Below are 19,641 nucleotides of genomic sequence, written 5' to 3' on the forward strand. Positions count from 1 at the left end.
GCGCGGCTCAGGCCTGTCCCGACTCCAGGACTTCCAGCGCGTAGCGCAGGTCCTGCGGGTACTCACTGGTAACCGTAACCCGCTCCCCGGTCCGGGGATGATCGAAGGACAGCTGCCGGGCGTGCAGCCACTGCCGGGTCAGCCCCAGGGTGGCAGCCAGGCGCGGGTCCGCGCCGTACGTCAGGTCGCCGGCGCAGGGGTGGCGCAGGGCAGAGAAATGGACGCGGATCTGGTGCGTCCGGCCGGTCTCGAGGTGGACCTCCACAAGCGAGGCCTTTCCAAAGGCTTCAAGAACTTCGTAATGCGTGATGGAGTCCCGGCCGTCCTCGATGACCGCAAAACGCCAGTCGTGGCCTGGGTGACGGCCGATCGGCGCATCGATGGTGCCCGCCAGCGGCTCCGGAAGTCCCTGGACCACCGCGTGGTACACCTTGTCCACGGTGCGCTCCATAAAGGCCCGCTTGAGCGCCGTGTACGCACGCTCCGTCTTGGCGACCACCATCACGCCCGAGGTCCCGACGTCGAGCCGGTGCACAATGCCCTTGCGTTCCGGCGAGCCTGAGGTGGAAATCCGGTAGCCGAGACCGGCGAGGCCGCCGACCACAGTGGGTCCCACCCAGCCGGGAGAGGGATGGGCGGCTACGCCGACCGGTTTGTCGATGACGACAAATTCGTCATCGTCCAGCAGGATGTCCAGGCCGTCCACTACTTCCTCCACAATTTCCAGGGGGTCCCGGCGTTCCGGGACAACAACGTCGAGCACGGCACCGGCGGCAAGCCTGAGCGACTTCCCCACCGCTTTGCCGTTGCTGCGGACGTGGCCTTCGGCGATTAACGTGGCTGCCTGCGAGCGGGAAATAGCCATCAGGCCCGCAAGTCCGGCATCTATTCGGGCGCCGGCGACGTCCGCCGGGACCACAAAGCGAAGCGCGGACGAGGCGGCCGGCGCGTCCTGCCCGCCGGGTGCGTCGGACCGGTCGGCGTCGTCGAGGTCTTCCGGGAGGATCACTTCCGGGACATGGCCGGCCGGGGCCGGCCACTCCGGAGTCACGGTATCTGGCGTGCCGTCGCCGGGCACGGTGTGATTAGGAGTCATGTTTTACCGTGTCCTTGGTCGGGTGTGAGCCGTCCAGGGCAATCCCGCGCAGCGTCAGCAGGCAGATAATTACCACGGCCGACACAACGGCGGAGTCCGCGATGTTGAAGATCGCAAAGTTGGGGAGCTGGATAAAGTCCACGACGTGGCCCATAGCGAAGGAGGGTTCGCGGAACAGCCGGTCCGTGAGGTTGCCCAGGGCGCCGCCCAGGAGCAGCCCAAGCGCCAGCGCCCACCAGAGCGAGCCCAGCTTGCGCAACTGCAGCAGGATGGCGATCGAGACGGCCGTCATAATGAGGGTAAACACCCAGGTGACGTTCTCACCGATCGAAAAGGCAGCACCGGAGTTCCGGATGTAGTACCAGTGCAGCAGCGGCGGGAGGACGGGGATCCTTTCGCCTTCGATCATGGTGGCCGTAACCCAAAGTTTGGTCAGCTGATCGAAGACATAGGCGAACGCCGCAAGGCCGAAGAATACGGATAGCAGCAGGGCGCGCCGCGGCCGGTGGCCGGTGCGGCCTGCGTGGGCGGACGCAGCGTGCTGCGTTGCGTCAGGTGGGGGTGCGTCAGTCATAAGGCTTTCGTTCGCGAGCCAGTGCGGGCACTGGAATCCGGGTGCTTGGTCACGGCCGCGGCCGGAGCCGGCGGTTAATGCCAAAAGCCGGCGGCCGAGGAATCCTCAGCCACCGGCTTTCAGAATACTTGCTAACTGTCCTAGCTGTTGGCTTCCACCTCAGGGGCAGCCACGGAGCCGCGGGCATCGAGGTCACGCAGCTGGCCCTCAATGTAGGCCTTCAGGCGTGAACGGTAATCGCGTTCGAAGCCCCGAAGCTGCTCGACCTTGCGCTCCAGGACCGAACGCTGCTGCTCAAGGGCGCCGAGGATCTTGCGGGACTTTTCCTGCGCGTCGTTGACGAGGCTGCTGGCCTCAATCTGCGCTTCAGCGATGATTTTGTCGCGCTGCTGCTCGCCGTCGGCGACGTGCTTGTCGTGCATCTGCTGCGCCATGGCCAGCAGGCCGGCGGCGGACTCCGCAGCGGGGGTTGAGACGGTGCGGGCCGGGGCAACTGCCTGCTCGGTTTCCTTCTTCTTGGCAACTTCGGCAGCTTCGGCAGCCTTGACGGCTTCGGCGGCCTTGGCCTCGGCTTCCGCCTTCGCGCCGTCTTCTTTCTCGACCTTGACCGGTGCCGGAACCTTTTCCACGACAGGCGCCGCGGCGGAAGAACTGGCAGGCGTGCCGGCGCCCAGTTCGGCGAGCTTCTTGCGCAGCTCGTCGTTCTCCTGGTTCAGGCGTCGCAGTTCGACGACGATTTCGTCCAGGAAGTCATCAACTTCATCCTGGTCGTAGCCTTCGCGGAACTTGGTCGGCTGAAAGCGCTTGTTGACAACGTCTTCTGGCGTCAAAGCCATCTGGTCACCTCGTTGGTCTAGTTAGTCAGTAGGCCTTTCGGCCGTAAAAACTACGGTACCTAAATATGGTCTGGTTCCTCTAATTCAACACCGCAGTGTCAAACCGGAGTTTCTATCTGTTTCGGGCCACGAACGGGCTAGGCTGCGATCGGCTGGGAGAACACCAGGTACTTGGCAAACGCCATGGCAATGCTGACAGCCACGAAGATCAGCAGGAAACCGAGGTCCAGCGAGATTCCGCCCAGCCGCAACGGCGGGATGAGACGCCGCAGCAGTTTCAACGGACGGTCTGTGACCGAATACACAGCGTGAGCTGCCACAAGCGCCGCGCCGCGGGGCCGCCAGCCCCGTGCGAACATCTGCACCCAGTCGAACACCAGGCGGATGATGAGCGCCACCAGGAACAACAGCAAGGCGATATAGACAAGTCCGAAAACAATTCCCATGAGTTAGCTCATATCTCCATGTTCATTCCGGATACCGCAGTGTCCGCCTGATAGTTCCGCCTCTATTTCAACACGGATCGTGCAGCAAGGATGCCAGACGAGGTGTCCCCGCCTGGCATCCTTCAAAAGAATCCGGAACTAGCTCTGGTTGAAGAAGCTTGCCTGGGTCTCGCTGACCTTTTTGTCGTCGCCAATCACTTCGACGTACGACGGCGAGAGCAGGAAGACTTTGTTCGTCACGCGCTCGATGCTGCCGCGCAGGCCGAACACCAGTCCGGCGGAGAAGTCGACCAGGCGCTTGGCGTCCGCTTCGCCCATGTCGGTGACGTTCATGATGACGGGGATGCCATCACGGAAGCTTTCACCGATGAGTTTGGCGTCGTTGTAGGACCGCGGATGGATCGTAGTGATCTGGCGGAGTCCGGTGTGCTCTTCGCGGCTCGACGCCGCTCGCTTGATGGGTGTCACAGGTGCGCGGTATTCCTCTTCAGCGGCGTAGGGCTCGTCCCTGGGTGCCTCGCGGACGGGCGCCGGTGCACGGCGTTCCTCGCGGTCGTGCTCCATGGAATCGTCCTCATCCTTGTGCGATGTTTGGTGCTCGGACTCGTAGTGTTCGTCGCCATCAGCGAGCCCAAGATAGATCATTGTCTTGCGCAGAGCGCCGGCCATGGTCGACTCCTAATCGTGTCCGTCAGCGGGCCGATCAATGACTTAGCAGCCTTGGAATTCCCGCCGTTACCTTCCAATACGTTGAACTTACCGCAACGCCGGACGCGGACCGAGAATATCGGAGCCAACGCGAAGGTGTGTCGCCCCGAACCGGATGGCCGCCTCAAGGTCCTGGCTCATGCCTGCGGAAATACCCGTGGCCCCGGGGTGGACGGCGGTCAGCCGGGCGGAGAGCTCCGCGAGCTTTTCAAATGCCGGGACCGGATCCTCGCCGAAGGGGGCCACTGCCATTACGCCGGCCAGGTGGAGTCCCGCTGCCCCCGCCAGCTGCGCGGCCAACGCCGGGATCTCGGCCGGCAGGGCGCCACCCCGGCGTCCGCCGGCGTCGCCGTCGAGACTGACCTGGATGAAGCACTCCAGCGGCGGGCGCCCCGTCAGTTCCTTCTGTGCGGACATGGCCTTGGCCAGGGCTCCGGCCAGCTGCGGGCGGTCCACTGAGTGCACCGCGTGGGCGTACTTCACGACCGACTTGGCCTTGTTACTCTGCAGCTGGCCGATAAAGTGCCAGCGCAAGTCCAGCCCGGGCAGCGCACCGGACTTCTCCGCTGCTTCCTGGTCCCGGTTCTCCCCGACGTCGGTGATGCCGAGTGTGGCGAGCCGCCGGACATCCTCGGCGGGATGGAACTTGGTGACCACGATCAGCTGGGGCGGGCGCTCCTGCCGTCCGGCGGCCGCAACGGCAGTGTCGATGCGCTGCCGGACGGCGGTGAGCCGCTCCCTGAGCTGTTCCAGCCGGGCATCGGGCAGGCCGCCGTCGGGGTCCTGTTCCGCCAGCGGTTCATCGGCGCCGCCGCGCAGCTGATTATTCATCCGGGACCGCCGCGGCGTGGGTCCACACGAGCCCGGCGAAACGTCCGGTGTCCTGGTCACGGCGGTAGGAGAAAAGCTTTGTGTCCTCCAGGGTGCAGGCGCCGGAGTATTCAACTGTGACTCCGGCATCGCGCAACTGGCTGTGCACGGCAGCCGGCAGGTCCAGTCCAGGGGTGCCGCGGGAAGTGGTGCAACGGGCCGCGGGCACCAGGGAGGCAACGTCGTCGCGCATCCGCGCGGGCACCTCGTAGCACCGCCCGCAGACGGACGGACCGATCCAGGCCCGGAGTGCCGACGCACCCAACTCCCGCATACGTGCGACGGCCACGGGGACAATTCCGGAGGCGACGCCCGGACGGCCCGCGTGGACGACTGCCAGAACGGGGTCCGGGCCACCGGCCCGTTCCCCGACCAGGACGACCGGCACACAATCGGCCACCAGCACGGCGAGCGGGTCCCCGAGGGACACCAGGGCATCGGCCGTCGGGCCACCGGCAGCCGGAGCTCCGCCCGGGCCGCCCGCGGCCGCGCCAACGACGGCGACGTCATTGCCGTGGACCTGGTTCATGTACTGGAAACGCCGGCCGCCGAGTTCCAGCGCCGACTCGAGGGCCCGCCGACGACGGGCCACTTCGGTCGCATCATCACCGACATGGAGCGCCAGGTTGCCGGCAGCGGCGTCGGTGAAGGCCACCCAAACGCCGGGCCGGACTTCCGCCCGCCAGGAGAACACCCAGACCACCGCCCAAACTTGTTTGCAGAACTACGATCCTAAGAGAAAGCACCGTGGCACTGCCATCAGGCAGTGCCACGGTGCTTCAGGACTTACTTGAGGAAGTCAGGGACATCCAGATCATCGGAGTGACGGCCGGACATGTCCGGCTCCACAACTGAAGGAAGGTCGGCGTCGAAGCCGGAGTCGGCCGGGACCGCAGACGGACGCTGCTGCCCCCAGCCGCCGTAACCGGAAGCGCCAACCGTGGCGTGCAGCGGCTGCACGTGGGCCGAGGACGGTGCCTGGACCGGGGCCGCTGCCGGGGCCGCCGGCCGCTGCGGGGCCGACTGCGGAAGCGACTGGTCCATGGACGGTGAGGTGGCCTTGACATCGTCGAAACCGGCGGCGATGACGGTGACACGGGCCTCGTCGCCGAGCGCATCGTCGATGACCGCGCCGAAGATGATGTTCGCTTCCGGGTGGGCAACTTCCTGGACCAGGCGGGCAGCTTCGTTGATTTCGAAGAGGCCAAGATCCGAGCCGCCCTGAATGGACAGCAGGACCCCGTGCGCGCCGTCGATCGATGCTTCAAGCAGCGGCGAGGCGATGGCGAGCTCTGCAGCCTTGACCGCACGGTCTTCGCCGCGCGCCGAACCGATGCCCATCAGCGCGGATCCTGCGCCCTGCATAACGGACTTAACGTCGGCGAAGTCGAGGTTGATCAGGCCCGGGGTGGTGATCAGGTCGGTGATGCCCTGGACACCGGAAAGCAGCACCTGGTCAGCGGAGCGGAACGCGTCAAGGACGGAGACGTTGCGGTCGCTGATGGAGAGCAGGCGGTCGTTCGGGATGACGATCAGCGTGTCCACTTCGTCGCGGAGGGCGTCGATCCCGGCTTCGGCGGAGCCGGCACGGCGGCGGCCTTCGAAGGTGAAGGGCCGGGTGACAACGCCGATGGTCAGCGCGCCGAGCGAGCGGGCGATCCGGGCGACCACGGGCGCACCGCCGGTCCCGGTGCCGCCACCTTCGCCGGCGGTGACGAAGACCATGTCCGCGCCGCGGATGACCTCTTCGATCTCCTCGGCGTGGTCCTCGGCGGCCTGTCGGCCGACATCCGGGTTAGCACCGGCACCCAGGCCTCGGGTCAACTCACGCCCGATGTCGAGCTTGACGTCGGCATCGCTCATCAACAATGCCTGCGCATCGGTGTTGACCGCGATGAATTCGACGCCGCGAAGACCGACTTCGATCATGCGGTTGACTGCGTTCACGCCACCGCCGCCGATGCCGACGACCTTGATGACGGCCAAGTAGTTCTGCGGAGCTGCCACGTTACGTGTCCCTTGTTCGTGTTCTATTGCGAAAACTGGTGGAGTCGGACTTGAAGCTTATAACCTTAACCTTCGAGTTGAAGGTTATAGTTATGTCAAGTAACTCATGCTGTGACGCTATTTCCTATGTAGATGACATTCAATAACCGGCCCCGCGTGTCGCGGTATTAGCGGCGAAATAGCCTCTTTTCCCAGCTACCGGGTGACCGGGTGCCGGGGCGCACTGACGTCGTAGACCCGGACCGGGTTCTTCGGGTCGGCGGGGGCCTTCAGCAGGGCTTCGAGGACCCGCGCCTTTAGCTCCTTCTCCCCCGCATTGCCCCAGACAATCGTCTGTCCGTCCACAAGCTTAAGTTCGACGGCGTCCACGGACTTCGCCGAGGCACTGGAGAGCCGTCCGAGCACGTCGGCCGGCAGCGCCCCGAGGACACCGGTGATGGCCTGGAACAGGTCCTTGGGCAGCGTGCCGTTGCCGCCGTCGATGACAGGAAGCGGGATTGCGGCCGGGTCGGCGGTGTCGCTGAGCTTCACGCCGTCCTCGTCCACGAGCTGGTGGACCTCACCCTGCTTAACGAGGGCAACCGGTACGCGTTCGGTTACCCTGACCTGAAGCGTCGACGGCGGGCGGGCCTGGGTGCTGACGCTCTTAACCTGCACGAGGGGCTGCAGCAGGGCTGTGACGTCGCCGTCGCTGATCTGCGGCAGCGGCTTGCCTTCCAGCGGAGCGAGCGCCGTTCGGATCTGGTCCGCCGTCAGCAGTTTGGTGCCCTCGACGGTGACCGTCCGAACCGCCAGCACCGGAGAGTAGACAGCAATGGCAAGGATCCCGGCGGTCAGAACGGCCAGGATCCCAATGGTAGCCAGCAGGATGCGCAGCCGGCGTTTGGCCTTGGGTTCGGGAAAGGACAGCACGTTATCCGGAGCCGGCCGGGGGGTCGCGGCACGGATTGCTGTCCCGTCCTTAGTAGCCGAGATAGCGTCCTCCGGCGCTGAATCCCCGCGGGTCCCCGGGGCCCGTGGTCCAGCCGCCCGGTAGCCGGGCCTGCGGCTGCTAGGCACCTTGGCCACCGCCGCCCGGCAGTCCCTCGTGCGGGGTGCCCTTGTTCAGGGTGGGGTCGTGCGGGGTGGGGTCGTTCAGGGCTGCGACAATCATCGGCCCGTAGGCGGTAACGTCGCCTGCGCCGACCGTAAGCACAATGTCCCCCGGCGCCGCGGCGGCCAGCACTGACCGCACGGCCTCATCGCCCGGTCCGATGAGCCGGCCGCCGGCACCAAGGTGCGCGGCGATCAGCTGGCTGCTGACGCCCGGGATCGGATCTTCCCGGGCGGGGTAGATATCAAGTACCAGTGCGGTGTCGGCGGCGTTGAGCGCTGCCGCGAACTCTCCGGCGAATTCCCGGGTCCGGGAAAACAGGTGCGGCTGGAAGAGGACGTGGAGTTTGTGGCCGCCCGCCACGGAGCGCGCTGCGGACAGGGCTGCCCGCACTTCGGTGGGGTGGTGGGCATAGTCGTCGTAGACCCTTACACCGCGGCCCGCGCCCTTGAATTCGAAACGCCGGGACGCCCCGGTGAAGTGGGTCAGGGCGGCGGCGGCGCGACCTGGCTCCACGCCGAGTTCCAGCGCAACGGCGAACGCGGCCGCCGCGTTGAGGGCGTTGTGCCGCCCGGGAACGTGCAGATCGAGCGGAAAGCGTCCGGCGTCGGTGGTGATCGACACATCGCCCGGACCGCCGTCGTGGAGCATGATCCCGGCGTCGACGCTGGTGCCGTAAAGCACAACGCGGGTGTTGCCGCGCTCGAGGTTTCGCCGGGCCAGCGCCCGGGCGCCGGCGTCGTCAGCGCAGGCGATCAGCACCCCGTCTGCCGGGAGCAGTGCGGTGAAGCGGTCGAAGGAGGCGTAGACGGCCTCGGCGGTGCCGTAGTAGTCCAGATGGTCCGGTTCAACGTTGGTCACGACTGCGATCTGCGGACGGTAATTCAGGAAGGAACCGTCGGATTCGTCGGCTTCGGCGACGAAGATCGGTGTGCTGCCGCTGGCGGCGTTAACTCCCAGCGCCGGAACGTTCGCACCGATGGCGAAGGACGGGTCCAGGCCTGCGCCCTGCAGGAGAACGGCGATCATCGACGTCGTGGTGGACTTTCCGTGTGTCCCGGCGACGGTCACGGCGGTGTCCTGCGCCATGGCCGCGGCCAGTGCCTCGGAGCGGTGCAGCACAGGCAATCCGGCAGCCCGGGCGGCGGTCAGCTCCGGGTTATCCGGGCGGATCGCCGAGCCGGCGACGACGCTTTGAGCGTCGCCGAGGTTAGCGGCGTGATAGCCGACGCAGATCCTGGCCCCGGCCGCGGCCAGGTCCGCCATCACCGGCAGGTCTTTCGCGTCGGAGCCGCTGACCGGCAGTCCGCGGGCCACCATAATTCGGGCCACAGCCGACATTCCGACGCCGCCGATGCCGATGAAGTGGATGCGGCCAAGGGACTCCCCTGTGCTGGCGGGCCCGGGTACGTGCTGACGTTCTGGCTGGGTCATTCCTCTATCGCTTCCTGCTTTGCTGCTTCGGGATGGCATGGCGCTCCGTGGCATGTCGTTCACGCTGCGGCCGATCCCAGGACGAGATCGGCCATCCGCCGGTCAGCATCCCGAATGCCGAGCTTTTCAGCGCTGGCTGCCATCCGGGCCAGCCGGTCCCGGTCCTGGAGCAGCGGGACGATGTGATCGCGGACCCAGTCAGGGGAGAATGTGCTGTCCGCCACGAGCAGGGCGCCACCGGCGTCCACGAGCCCGGCGGCGTTAAGCGCCTGTTCCCCGTTGCCGATCGGCAGCGGAACAAAAACGGCGGGAAGCCCGACGGCGGCAGCCTCGCTCACCGTCGCGGCACCGGAGCGCGCCAGGAGTAGGTCTGCTGCCGCGTAAACCGTTTCCATGCCGTCCACGTATTCGCGCTGGTGGTACCCGGGGGCAACGAGCGGCCGGCCGTCGGCGTCGTGGACGGCCTTGCCGCGACCGGTGATGTGCAGGGTCTGAATGCCGGCCCCGGCCAGGAGCCCGAGCGAGGCGGCAATGGTGCGGTTGATACTTTGGGCCCCCGAGGAGCCGCCGGTGACAACCAGTGCCGGAAGGTCCGGCTCAAGGCCGAGGGCTACCCGGGCAGCGGTCCTGGCTGCTGACCGGTCCAGCCCGGAAATTTCCTCGCGCATCGGCATGCCAACGTGCTGCGAGGCACCCAGTTTGGTGCCGGCAAACGCCACGGCAACGTGTCCGCCCAGCCGGGCACCCACCCGGTTTGCCAGACCGGGCCGGGTGTTCGCCTCGTGGATCACGATGGGGATCTTCCGGCGCCAGGCGGCGATGTACATCGGGGTGCAGACGTAGCCCCCAACACCGACCAGGACATCGGCACCGGCCGCATCGAGGATGGCGCCGGCCTGCTTCACGGCACCCGCCAGCCGGGCGGGCAGCCGCAACAGCTCCAGTGAGGGCCTGCGCGGGAAAGGAACCCTGCTGATGGTGGCAAGGTCCAGTCCCGCGGCCGGGACCAGCGTGGCTTCCATTCCGCCGGGGGTTCCGACCGCCAGGAGCCGGACTCCGGGGCGGGCCTGCCGCAGTGCGTTGGCGATGGCCAGCAGCGGACTGATGTGCCCTGCTGTTCCGCCGCCGGCGAGGACAACGGACAATAACGACTCGGTGCTCATGGCGGCTTATTTACGCTTTCGTGCGGGATTGCTGGGTGAGGGGATCCTGGTACCGGCTTTTCCGGCGGCAGGTATTGCGGCAGGAGTCTTTCCGGCGGCAGGTATTGCGGCAGGAGTCTTTCCGGCGGCAGGTCTTGCGGCGGGAGGCTTTCCGGTCCGGGAACGATCCGGGACCGGAGTCCGGGCGGCGGGCCGGAGGGTGCGTGCGGCGCCGCCTCGCGCGGCGACCCGCTTCCGCAGGGAGGCCGCCAGCGTGGCGGGGCCGAACCGGAACAGCCGCTCCGGCTGCAGCCCGGGCGCCATCTGCGCGCGGGCCAGGGACAACACAACGCCGATCGCGCACAGTGACATCAGAAGCGCCGAACCGCCGTAGGAAATAAAGGGAAGCGGGATGCCAACGACCGGCGCCAGGCCGGTGACCACAGCCATGTTGACGGTGGCCTGGCCCAGCAGCCAAACCATGATGGTACCGGCCAGGACGCGGTGGAACATGGCCGTCTGGGCGGCAACGACGCGGTAGATGGCGGTGCCGAGAATGGCGAAGAGCACCAGCACCACCAGGGTTCCGACCAGCCCAAGCTCCTCGCCGATGATGGCGAAGATGAAGTCGTTGTGGGCCTCCGGAATCCAGCTGTACTTCTGCCGGCTTTGGCCCAGGCCCACCCCGAACCAGCCTCCGGAGGCAAGCCCGTACAGGCCGTTGGTGGACTGGTAGTTCACATTGGATCCGTCCGCGCACGTCTGCCCGGTCCAGGACAGGATGCGGCAGACACGGTTGGGGCTGGTGATCGCCAGGACAGCGGTGCCGGCGGCGAGGACAACACCGGCGATGCCGAACAGGTAGAGCCGCACTCCGGCGAAGAACAAGGCGGCAGCCGTGATCATCATCACGATCATGGCGGTGCCCAGGTCGTTACCCATCAAAATGAGCCCGATCACTCCGGCGGCGCCGGGAAGCACCACGGGGACGAGGGCGTGCCTGGCCCGGGACAGCAGCTTGGCTTTGCGGTCCAGCACCGTTGCCATCCACAGCGCCAGCGCCAGTTTGGCCGCCTCGGAGGGCTGAAAGGTGAAGGGCCCGACGTCGATCCAGTTCTGGTTACCGAGGGCGCTGCGTCCCACGAGAAGCACCAGCACCAGCAGCACGAGGGCCACAATGATGGCCATCCAGGCTCCGCGTTTGAGCCACACCACGTTTACCCGCGACAGCAGGAACATGGCGAACAGCCCAATTCCGGCGAACAGCCCCTGTTTGAGGGCCGCAGTGTAGGGCGATTCCCCGGCAGCGATCGCCTCGACGCTGGAGGCGGAGAGCACCATCAGGATGCCGATTGCCGTGAGCGCCAGGGTGGAACCGAGGATCAGGTAATACGTGGAGCCGTTGCGCGACTTCCCGGTTCCTTCCAGCGCGGACCAAAACCCCCGGTACCAGCTTCGGACCCTGCGGAGGCCTGATGGCAAGCCTGATTTCCCAGGCTTGTTCGGTGCCTTGGCGGCGGGTTGTTGTCGAGCGGCCGTTGCGGCCGCCGGGTGACGTGTGGGCGTGCTGACCATTGTTACTCCTCGCTGGTCTGAGCCTGCCCTTCCACGAGCTCGCGGACAGCTTCGAGGAAGGCGTCGCCACGGTGAGCGTAGGAAGAGAACTGATCCATGGATGCAGCTGCCGGAGCCAGGAGCACAGTGTCCCCGGAGGTGGCCAGCTGCGCCGCCGATGCTACGGCCTGTGCCATCACAGTCTCGCCGAAAATCGGTGAAGGTCCTGCTGCGGCGTCGGCCGGTCCGGCAGTCTGCACGTCTTCAGTTTCACCCTTCCCGGCGCTGATCACCGGGACATCGGGTGCGTGTCGCCGGAGCGCGGAGCGCAGATCGCTGGAGTCTGCCCCGATCAGAACCACTGCCTTGAGCCGCCTGGCGTGGGCCTGGATCAGCGGTTCATAGTTCACGCCTTTGGAAAGGCCGCCCGCTATCCAGACCACGTTATCGAACGCTGAGAGCGACGCGGCCGCGGCATGCGGGTTGGTGGCCTTAGAGTCATTGACCCAGAGAACTCCGTGGTCCCGGGCGACGAGTTGGATGCGGTGGTCCCCCGGGAGGAAGTTGCGCAGGCCTTCGCGGACGGCCGCAGGCTCGACGCCATAAGCCCGGACCAGCGCTGCCGCGGCCAGGGCATTGGCCACCATGTGCCGCGGAGCCACGGGTCCGAGGTCCGATACGGACGCCAGTTCGGCCGCGCTGTCCTTGCGCTCTGCGATGAAGGCGCGGTCCACGAGGAGTCCTTCGACCACACCGAGCATACTGACCGCCGGCGTGACGGTGGTGAAGGCCACCGCACGGCACCCTTCGACGACGTCGGCGTCCTCGACCATTCGCTCGGTTTCGATCTGCTCGGCATTGTAGATGCAGGCTTTTTGGGTGTTTTCGTAGACTTTGGCCTTGTCCGCCAGGTAGGACGCATAGGAGCCGTGCCAGTCGACGTGGTCCTCGGCGACGTTGAGGCAGACGCTTGCCAGCGGGGAGACGGAGTGGCTCCAGTGCAGCTGGAAGCTGGAAAGTTCAACGGCGAAAACGTCGTAATCGACAGGATCGCGCAGCGCATCCAGGATCGGTGTGCCGACGTTGCCGACGGCGATGGCCTTCAGCCCCGCCGCCTGGAGCATCGACTCGGTCAGCCCTACGGTGGTGGTCTTGCCGTTGGTCCCGGTGATGGTGAGCCAGTCGGCCGTCTTGCGTCCATTGCGCACGCGCAGCCGCCAGGCCAGTTCGACGTCGCCCCAGACCGGGATGTGGGCCCGCGCCGCGGCGGCGAGCAAGGCCTGGTCCGGCCGCCAGCCCGGGGAGGTGACAATCAGGTCCGGAGTGGCTCCGTCAATGCGGGGGACGGACTCAACGGCGTCCTCGCCCAGCAGGACATCGGCCGCACCAACGATCCGCAGGGTGTCCGCCTTGGCCCGTGCCGTGGGCCCGGTGGCGGCGTCGACCACCACCACACGGGCGCCGAGTTCTATCAGCGTGTCGGCGGCAGCGAAGCCGGAGACCCCGATGCCCGTGACGACTACGCGCAATCCGGCCCAGGCGGAGTCCCAGCTGACCAGGTCCTGGAGCCGGGGCGAGCTCGTGAGCGGCGCGGGGATCGGACCAGTCACAGCAGTACCACCCATTCGGCGTAGAAGATGCCCAGGCCCGCGGCGACGAAAAGCCCGCAGAGGATCCAGAAGCGGACGACGACCGTGACCTCGGCCCAGCCTTTGAGCTCAAAGTGATGCTGGAGCGGTGCCATCTTGAAGAATCTTTTACCCTTGGTGATTTTGAAGTAGCCGACCTGGATGATCACCGAAAGGGTAATCAGGACGAACAAGCCGCCGATGAAGGCGAGCAGCAGCTCGGTCCGGGACAGGATGGCGAGGCCGGCGACGGCACCGCCGATGGCCAGTGACCCCGTGTCCCCCATAAAGATCTTTGCCGGCGAGGTGTTCCACCACAGGAATCCGACCAGCGCCCCGCTGAGGATGGCGGCAAGCAGGGCCAGGTCCAGCGGGTCCCGGACGCTGTAACAGCCGGCACCGGCCTGCCGTGGCGAGCCGCAGGCCTGATTGCTTTGCCAGATCCCCATCAGCGTGTAGGCACCAAAGACCATAATGGATGCCCCAGCGGCGAGGCCGTCGAGGCCGTCCGTCAGGTTCACGCCGTTGGTGGCGGCGGTGATGATCAGGTTCGACCACAACACAAAGAGAATGGCTCCGACGATCGTACCGGCGAAGGCGAGGTCCAGCCATGGGATATCGCGGACCAGCGAGATCTGGTACGACGCCGGTGTCACGCCGTTTTCGTCCGGGAACTGCAGGGCAAGGACGGCGAAAATGATGCCCACGGCGGCCTGCAGGATGAGTTTGGCCTTGGCATTGAGGCCCAGGCTTCGCTGTTTGGAGATTTTGATGAAGTCATCCAGGAAACCGACGAGCCCCATCCCGACCATCAGGAACAGCAGCAGCAGCGACGACGCGGTGGGTCCCGGCGACGCCGGGTTCATCAGCCACATCACGAGGTGGGTGACGGCGTAGCTCGCAAGCACTGCGAGAACGACGACAGTGCCTCCCATCGTCGGGGTGCCGCGCTTGGTGTGGTGCGAGGTGGGCCCGTCATCTCGGATGAATTGTCCGTAGCTCTTCCGGACCAGGAAACGGATAAACAGCGGGGTTCCCAGGAAGGCAAACAGCAGGGCCAGTCCGGTGCCCATCAGCAGTGCAATCACGGCAGCGCACTCCCTTCAGTGGCGGTTCCGGCAGTATCTCCGGCTGCGCTCACGGCAGCCGATCCCCCAGCCGCACCGGAAACGGTACCGGGGGCCTGAAGAGGCAATGCTATCCGATCCCCCAAGTGTCTCAGGCCGATGCTGTTGGACGACTTGAACAGCACCAGGTCACCGGGCTCCAGCTCGGCCTGCAGCAATTCGTAGGCCTCGTCGGCTGTTTCGGCAAAAACGCACTCGTTGCCCCAGGACCCCTCATTGACGGCAGAAACGTAGAGCGAACGTGCTTCCCGGCCCACAACGAGCAGGCGGGAGATGTTGAGCCGGACCACCTGCGTGCCGACTGCCATGTGCTCGCGGATCGAATCCGGACCCAGCTCAAGCATGGCACCAAGGACAGCCCAGGTGCGGCGGCCCCGTCCGAGGTCAGCGAGGGTCCGCAGCGCGGCACGCATGGATTCCGGATTGGCGTTGTAGGCATCGTTAATGATGGTGACGCCGTCGGCGCGTTCGGTGCGCTCCATCCGCCAGCGGCTGGCAGCCGACTGGGAGCTGAGGGAGGCGGCGATCCGCGCGGCGGGGACTCCGGCTGCGTGGGCGGCGGCCGCCGCTGCCAGCAGGTTGCCGATGTGGTGCGCCCCGATAAGCTTCGCCGCAATATGATGCGGCGGTGTTCCGCCGGGGAAGAGCACCTCAAACTCGGGACTTCCGCCGGAATTCAACTCGATCCCCTCGGCGCGGACGCATTCTGCCCCGGCAGGCCCGGTCCCGGTTTCGCCTGACAGGCCGGCGCTGGCCGGAGCGGCAGAGAAGCCCAGCACCGCGGCCCGGGTGCGGGCGGCCATGGCGGCAACACGGGCGTCGTCCAGGTTCAGGACTGCGGTGCCGCCGGCCGGCAGGGCCTCGACAAGCTCGCCCTTGGCGATGGCGATGTTTTCCACGCCGCCGAATTCGCCCGCGTGGGCGGTGCCAACACCGAGCACCACGCCGATGTCGGGCCGGACCATCCCGGCGAGGTAGCTGATGTGTCCCACGCCCGTGGCGCCCATCTCGATGACGAGGAAGCGGGTGTCGGGACCGGCTTTGAAGACGGTCAGTGGCACCCCGACTTCGCCGTTGTAGGAACCCTGCGGGGCAACAGTGCTGCCTTCCGCGCCGAGGATACCGGCCAGCAGGTCCTTGGTCGTGGTTTTGCCGGCGGAACCGGTGATGCCAATCACGGTCAGCGGCTCGCCGTTGGCGGCACGGCCCGCACGGATCCGTCGGACGGCCTCCGCGGCGAGGGCACCCATCGCCAGGACCGAGTCCTGGACCACAACGGCGGGGTAGGTGCGCCCGGCGTCGTCCGTGACATCATGCTCGACGAGGGCCAGCACGGCGCCGCGTTCGAAAGCCGCGGCGACGAAGTCGTGGCCGTCGGCAGTCTCCCCCGGCTTGGCCACGTAGAGGGAACCCGGGGTGGCTTCGCGGGAGTCGGTTACGACCGAACCGGGAGTAACGCCCGGTTCGGCGGCTAGCCGGCCGTTGGTTATTTCGGCGATTTCCGCCGCGGTAAATGCAATCATCTCGGTTTAGGACTCTATCCGCTGGTCTTCGAGAACGGTGAATCCCCGGGCTGTCAAGGCGGAGCGGAGCTCCACCCGGTCGTCAAGGGCGAGGTTGACGCCCTTGACCTCCTGCCAAATTTCGTGGCCGCGCCCTGCGACGAGGATTGTGTCCGCCGGACCGGCGAGTTCCACGGCTTTCCGGATGGCGGCCGCGCGGGGGAACACCTCGATGATGCTGCAGCCGAGGCCCTCGTGTTTTTTGGCGTCCAGTGCGCCGGCCATAACGTCGGCGCGGATTGCGGCGGCGTCCTCATCGTGCGGGTCATCGTCGCTGACAATTACCGTGTCGGCAAGGCGTGCGGCGATGGCTCCCATGGCGGGCCGCTTGCTTTGGTCCCGTTGTCCGGTTGCGCCGAACACAACGATCACCCGGGAGCCCGGTTGCGGGGAGCGGACGGCTTCGAGTGCCCGGGCCAGGGCGTCCGGGTTGTGGGCAAAGTCGACCACCGCGGCGGGGGCGGTGGAGACGAGCTGCATGCGGCCGGGAACGGCGACGGTGAAGGGTTCCGCCGCGTCGAGGGCGGCCTGTACGGCGCTGGCACCGTGGCCGCCCGCGAGCACCATAACCGTGGCCAGCGCGGCGTTGGCGACGTTGAAGCTGCCGGGCAGCCCGGTGTGCACACGCAACTGAGTGCCGTCGCGGTGCTGCAGGGTGAAGGCGGTGCCGAGTCCGCGCGGTGCCTGGTTGTGGACGGTCCAGTCCGCTTCCGCACGGATCGGGGCCGCTGCGCTGTCGGCCTGCGTGGCCAGGGTGGTGACCGGAATGCCAGCGGTGGCTGCGAGCTTGACGCCCCAGGCGTCGTCGACGGTCACCACTGCGCTGCGGGCCCGTCCGGCCGTAAAGAGCCGGGCCTTGGTCTGGAAGTACTCGTCCATGCTCCCGTGCAGGTCAAGGTGGTCCTGCGTCAGGTTGGTGAAACCGGCCACGTCGAACACAACCCCGTCCACCCGGTGGAACGCCACAGCATGCGAGGAGACTTCCATCGAGGCCGCGTCCAGGCCGCGTTCGCGCATCAGCGCCAGCAGGGCATGGACGTCCGTGGACTCGGGCGTGGTGAGCAGGCTGGGAATCGGCGCGCCGCCGGCCAGGATCTCGATGGTGCCGATCAGTCCCGTCTTCTGTCCAAGGCCCTGCAGCAGGGCATTGAGGAAGTATGTGGTGGTGGTCTTTCCGTTGGTGCCGGTGACGCCGTAGAGGGCGGGAGCGATCGCGTCGTCGGGCCTGCTCCGGTAGATCAGGGCGGACAGTCCGCCGACGAGGCTGCGGGGTTCCTGGGCCAGCAGTACCGGCACGGCGATGTCGTGGGAGAAGGCCAGCAGGCGCGCGCCGGCGTCGTCCGTCAGAATGGCGGCCGCACCGCCCTCCACGGCCTGGGCGACAAAGCCGGCACCGTGGCGGCTCGCGCCGGGCAGTGCCACGTAGAGGTCTCCGGGCTGCACGGTGCGGGAATTCAGCGAGATCCCGGTAACCGGTACGGCCCCCGAAGCTCCGGGGACGTCGACGCCGATCGCTTCGCCAATGGCTGCCAGCGGCACTGCAGCAACCGCGGTGGGCCGGAAGCCGCGGGTGGACCCCGGGCCGGACGGCGCGGCGGAAGCGCCGGGGGCAAACTGATCTGACACGTGGATCTCCGTAGGTGGTGCTGGTGGATCTGGACCTGCTGCGCGGAGGAATCCTCCGGCCACTGGCTGCAGTCCTTGGTTCGGGTGCTGGGTGGCGCTTGGTCCTACTTGGCGTACTGCGGCAACCGGGCGGGCTCCCCGGTGGAGGGCGGAACGTTGAACGTCCGCAGCGTCTGGCTCATCACGGACCGGAACACCGGTCCGTTCGTGATTCCGTAGATGCTGCCCTTGGGCCGTTGCAGGACCACTTCAACAATAAACCGCGGATCGTCCATCGGCGCCATCCCCACCATGGAGGCGGTATAGCCGCAGAAGCCCGATTTGCCGTCGTCGCAGGGAGATTCGGATGTCCCGGTCTTCGCTCCGACCCGGTAGCCGTCAATCGCGGCGTCCTTAATCTCACCCTCGGTCACGGCGCTCTCCAGGATATCGCGGACCTGTTTGGCGGTGTCCGCACTGACGATCTGCCGGGGCGCCTGGGCCGGGACCTTCTCCTCGGTGCCGTCCGGGTTGATGAAGCTGTCGATCAGGCGCGGCTGGAGCATAACGCCGTCATTAGCGATGCTTTGGTAGGCGCGGACTGTCTGCAGGGTTGACTGCGAGACACCCTGGCCGAAAAGGACCGTGTACTGCTGGCGCCCGTCCCACTGCTCAGCGGGGGTCAGGATGCCCGTGGACTCGGCGGGCAGCCCGATGTCCGGCGCTTCGCCGATACCGAACTTTTGCAGCCAGTCGTGACGTTTCTCCTTGCTGAGCCGCTGGCCCACCATCACTGTGCCGGTGTTCATCGAATACCCGACAATGCCGGCGAGGGTCCGCTCTTCAGTACCGTGCACGAAGGAATCGGTGAAGGTCTGGCCATCGACAGTGTAGGTCGGCGGAATCGTAAAGTGGTCCAGCGGGTGGGCCGTGCCTTCTTCGATCGCGGCGGCGGCGGTGATCATCTTTTCCACCGAGCCCGGCTCATAGGCGGCCGTGACGGCACGGACGCCGCGGTCCTTGGCCGCCACCTTGCCGGGATCGTTGGGGTCGGGTGCATCAGTGTCCGCCATCGCGATGATGTTTCCGTTTTTGGCATCGGAGACGATTATCACGCCCCATTCGGCGCTGAGCTTGTCCTTCTGGCTCTGGATCGCCTGCTGGGCGAAGTACTGGAGGTCAGAGTTTAGGGTGAGCTTGATGTCCTTGCCGTTCACGGCCGGCGTCAGCTGGTCCACTCCCACCGGGATGCGCAGTCCGTCTGCACCGATCTCAAACAGCCGCTTGCCCGGGGTGCCCTTGAGGATCTCGTCCTGGGTCTGCTCGAGGCCGGCCTGGCCGGTGCTGCCGTCTTTCAGGAAGCCGACGATCCCGCCAGCCACCGAGCCGTTGGGGTAAACCCGCTTGCTGGTGCCCTCGGTGACGATGCCTGGGATCCGAAGCTTTGAGATCCGGTCCTCGACGTCGGGCTTCAGGTCTTTGGCCACAATGTAGTAGCGCTGTTCACCGGTAAGGGCGTCCTTCACCGTGTCCCTGTCCATGCCCAGCACCGCGGCAAGTTCGGAAATGCCCTGGTCCCGGGAGACTTTGACCAGTTGTTCCTTGCCGTCCATTTGCTCCAGCCGGCGGAAGGATTCGGTTTTGGTATTTACGGTCTGGTCGACCACGATGTTGTAGCGGATCACGCTGCTGGCCAGGACATTGCCGTTGGTGTCCAGAATGCTGCCGCGCTCGGCCGGCAGCTCAATGGGGGTGAGCCGGTTCTGGAGCGCGGCCTCGGCCATCCCCCCGACGTCGAGGCCCTGGACCAGGAAGAGTTTCCCGCCGACGACGAGAAGGAGTGTCAGCATCAGGCCAAGGCCCAGCCGCAGCCGCCGGGTTGTGCTCGGCGCTTTCGCTTTGCCTGCCTTGCCGGTGTTCTGAGCCACGATGTTTCCTTGCTTTTGCCTGGCGGGTGAT

At 66.5% G+C, this 19,641-nt stretch carries 17 protein-coding genes; all 17 read right to left on the minus strand.

The window, feature by feature from the left end:
* Positions 1 to 7: 7 nt before the first annotated feature.
* On the minus strand, positions 8 to 1,096 hold the full coding sequence (locus tag QK287_RS08845; RefSeq protein WP_282359871.1) for an RluA family pseudouridine synthase: 1,089 nt from the start codon (positions 1,094 to 1,096) through the stop codon (positions 8 to 10).
* Entirely contained in the window at positions 1,086 to 1,670 is a 585-nt protein-coding gene (gene lspA, locus QK287_RS08850; RefSeq protein WP_226773325.1) for a signal peptidase II, read from the minus strand. Before lspA ends, QK287_RS08845 begins: the two co-directional genes overlap by 11 nt.
* A gap of 140 nt (positions 1,671 to 1,810) precedes the next feature.
* Positions 1,811 to 2,506, minus strand: coding sequence for a DivIVA domain-containing protein (locus QK287_RS08855; protein WP_226773326.1), 696 nt, complete (start codon positions 2,504 to 2,506; stop codon positions 1,811 to 1,813).
* Between the two features lie 137 nt (positions 2,507 to 2,643).
* Positions 2,644 to 2,952 (minus strand): YggT family protein, encoded by a 309-nt coding sequence (locus QK287_RS08860; RefSeq protein ID WP_226773327.1) that lies wholly within the window; start codon positions 2,950 to 2,952, stop codon positions 2,644 to 2,646.
* A 138-nt stretch (positions 2,953 to 3,090) separates the two neighbouring features.
* Positions 3,091 to 3,621, minus strand: a complete 531-nt coding sequence (sepF, locus tag QK287_RS08865) for a cell division protein SepF (protein WP_226773328.1) — start codon at positions 3,619 to 3,621, stop codon at positions 3,091 to 3,093.
* An 87-nt stretch (positions 3,622 to 3,708) separates the two neighbouring features.
* Positions 3,709 to 4,491 carry a YggS family pyridoxal phosphate-dependent enzyme gene (locus QK287_RS08870; protein ID WP_226773329.1) on the minus strand — a complete coding sequence of 261 codons (783 nt, stop codon included), beginning with the start codon at positions 4,489 to 4,491 and terminating at the stop codon, positions 3,709 to 3,711.
* The gene (locus tag QK287_RS08875) at positions 4,484 to 5,224 is read right to left on the minus strand and encodes a polyphenol oxidase family protein (RefSeq protein WP_226773333.1); all 741 of its coding nucleotides are present in this window, start codon (positions 5,222 to 5,224) and stop codon (positions 4,484 to 4,486) included. The genes QK287_RS08870 and QK287_RS08875 overlap by 8 nt, the downstream gene beginning before the upstream one ends.
* A 92-nt stretch (positions 5,225 to 5,316) precedes the next feature.
* A complete protein-coding gene (gene ftsZ / locus QK287_RS08880; RefSeq protein ID WP_226773330.1) occupies positions 5,317 to 6,537 on the minus strand; it encodes a cell division protein FtsZ in 1,221 nt (406 codons plus the stop codon).
* A gap of 195 nt (positions 6,538 to 6,732) precedes the next feature.
* Positions 6,733 to 7,449, minus strand: coding sequence for an FtsQ-type POTRA domain-containing protein (locus QK287_RS08885; protein WP_309485665.1), 717 nt, complete (start codon positions 7,447 to 7,449; stop codon positions 6,733 to 6,735).
* Positions 7,450 to 7,588: 139 nt separating this feature from the next.
* Positions 7,589 to 9,064, minus strand: a complete 1,476-nt coding sequence (gene murC / locus QK287_RS08890; protein ID WP_282359872.1) for a UDP-N-acetylmuramate--L-alanine ligase — start codon at positions 9,062 to 9,064, stop codon at positions 7,589 to 7,591.
* Between the two features lie 59 nt (positions 9,065 to 9,123).
* A complete protein-coding gene (murG, locus tag QK287_RS08895) occupies positions 9,124 to 10,227 on the minus strand; it encodes an undecaprenyldiphospho-muramoylpentapeptide beta-N-acetylglucosaminyltransferase (RefSeq protein WP_226774310.1) in 1,104 nt (367 codons plus the stop codon).
* A 6-nt stretch (positions 10,228 to 10,233) separates the two neighbouring features.
* The gene (gene ftsW / locus QK287_RS08900; protein WP_226774311.1) at positions 10,234 to 11,781 is read right to left on the minus strand and encodes a putative lipid II flippase FtsW; all 1,548 of its coding nucleotides are present in this window, start codon (positions 11,779 to 11,781) and stop codon (positions 10,234 to 10,236) included.
* Between the two features lie 2 nt (positions 11,782 to 11,783).
* Positions 11,784 to 13,370 carry a UDP-N-acetylmuramoyl-L-alanine--D-glutamate ligase gene (murD, locus tag QK287_RS08905; RefSeq protein ID WP_226774312.1) on the minus strand — a complete coding sequence of 529 codons (1,587 nt, stop codon included), beginning with the start codon at positions 13,368 to 13,370 and terminating at the stop codon, positions 11,784 to 11,786.
* Positions 13,367 to 14,476, minus strand: a complete 1,110-nt coding sequence (mraY, locus tag QK287_RS08910) for a phospho-N-acetylmuramoyl-pentapeptide-transferase (protein ID WP_226774313.1) — start codon at positions 14,474 to 14,476, stop codon at positions 13,367 to 13,369. The genes murD and mraY overlap by 4 nt, the downstream gene beginning before the upstream one ends.
* Positions 14,473 to 16,038 (minus strand): UDP-N-acetylmuramoyl-tripeptide--D-alanyl-D-alanine ligase, encoded by a 1,566-nt coding sequence (gene murF, locus QK287_RS08915; protein WP_226774314.1) that lies wholly within the window; start codon positions 16,036 to 16,038, stop codon positions 14,473 to 14,475. Before murF ends, mraY begins: the two co-directional genes overlap by 4 nt.
* A 6-nt stretch (positions 16,039 to 16,044) precedes the next feature.
* A complete protein-coding gene (locus tag QK287_RS08920) occupies positions 16,045 to 17,703 on the minus strand; it encodes a UDP-N-acetylmuramoyl-L-alanyl-D-glutamate--2,6-diaminopimelate ligase (RefSeq protein ID WP_226774315.1) in 1,659 nt (552 codons plus the stop codon).
* A gap of 104 nt (positions 17,704 to 17,807) precedes the next feature.
* Positions 17,808 to 19,610 carry a penicillin-binding protein 2 gene (locus QK287_RS08925; RefSeq protein ID WP_226774316.1) on the minus strand — a complete coding sequence of 601 codons (1,803 nt, stop codon included), beginning with the start codon at positions 19,608 to 19,610 and terminating at the stop codon, positions 17,808 to 17,810.
* Positions 19,611 to 19,641 lie beyond the last annotated feature (31 nt).

The sequence above is a fragment of the Arthrobacter sp. AL05 genome (assembly GCF_029960715.1).
In the GTDB taxonomy this organism is placed as follows: domain Bacteria; phylum Actinomycetota; class Actinomycetes; order Actinomycetales; family Micrococcaceae; genus Arthrobacter.

Excerpts from the sequence above, each read along its gene's own strand:
- QK287_RS08845 (WP_282359871.1), bottom strand. The coding sequence starts at position 1,096 with ATGACTCCTAATCACACCGTGCCCGGCGACGGCACGCCAGATACCGTG.
- lspA (WP_226773325.1), bottom strand. The coding sequence starts at position 1,670 with ATGACTGACGCACCCCCACCTGACGCAACGCAGCACGCTGCGTCCGCC.
- QK287_RS08855 (WP_226773326.1), bottom strand. The coding sequence starts at position 2,506 with ATGGCTTTGACGCCAGAAGACGTTGTCAACAAGCGCTTTCAGCCGACC.
- QK287_RS08860 (WP_226773327.1), bottom strand. The coding sequence starts at position 2,952 with ATGGGAATTGTTTTCGGACTTGTCTATATCGCCTTGCTGTTGTTCCTG.
- sepF (WP_226773328.1), bottom strand. The coding sequence starts at position 3,621 with ATGGCCGGCGCTCTGCGCAAGACAATGATCTATCTTGGGCTCGCTGAT.
- QK287_RS08870 (WP_226773329.1), bottom strand. The coding sequence starts at position 4,491 with ATGAATAATCAGCTGCGCGGCGGCGCCGATGAACCGCTGGCGGAACAG.
- murC (WP_282359872.1), bottom strand. The coding sequence starts at position 9,064 with ATGACCCAGCCAGAACGTCAGCACGTACCCGGGCCCGCCAGCACAGGG.
- murG (WP_226774310.1), bottom strand. The coding sequence starts at position 10,227 with ATGAGCACCGAGTCGTTATTGTCCGTTGTCCTCGCCGGCGGCGGAACA.
- ftsW (WP_226774311.1), bottom strand. The coding sequence starts at position 11,781 with ATGGTCAGCACGCCCACACGTCACCCGGCGGCCGCAACGGCCGCTCGA.
- murF (WP_226774314.1), bottom strand. The coding sequence starts at position 16,038 with ATGATTGCATTTACCGCGGCGGAAATCGCCGAAATAACCAACGGCCGG.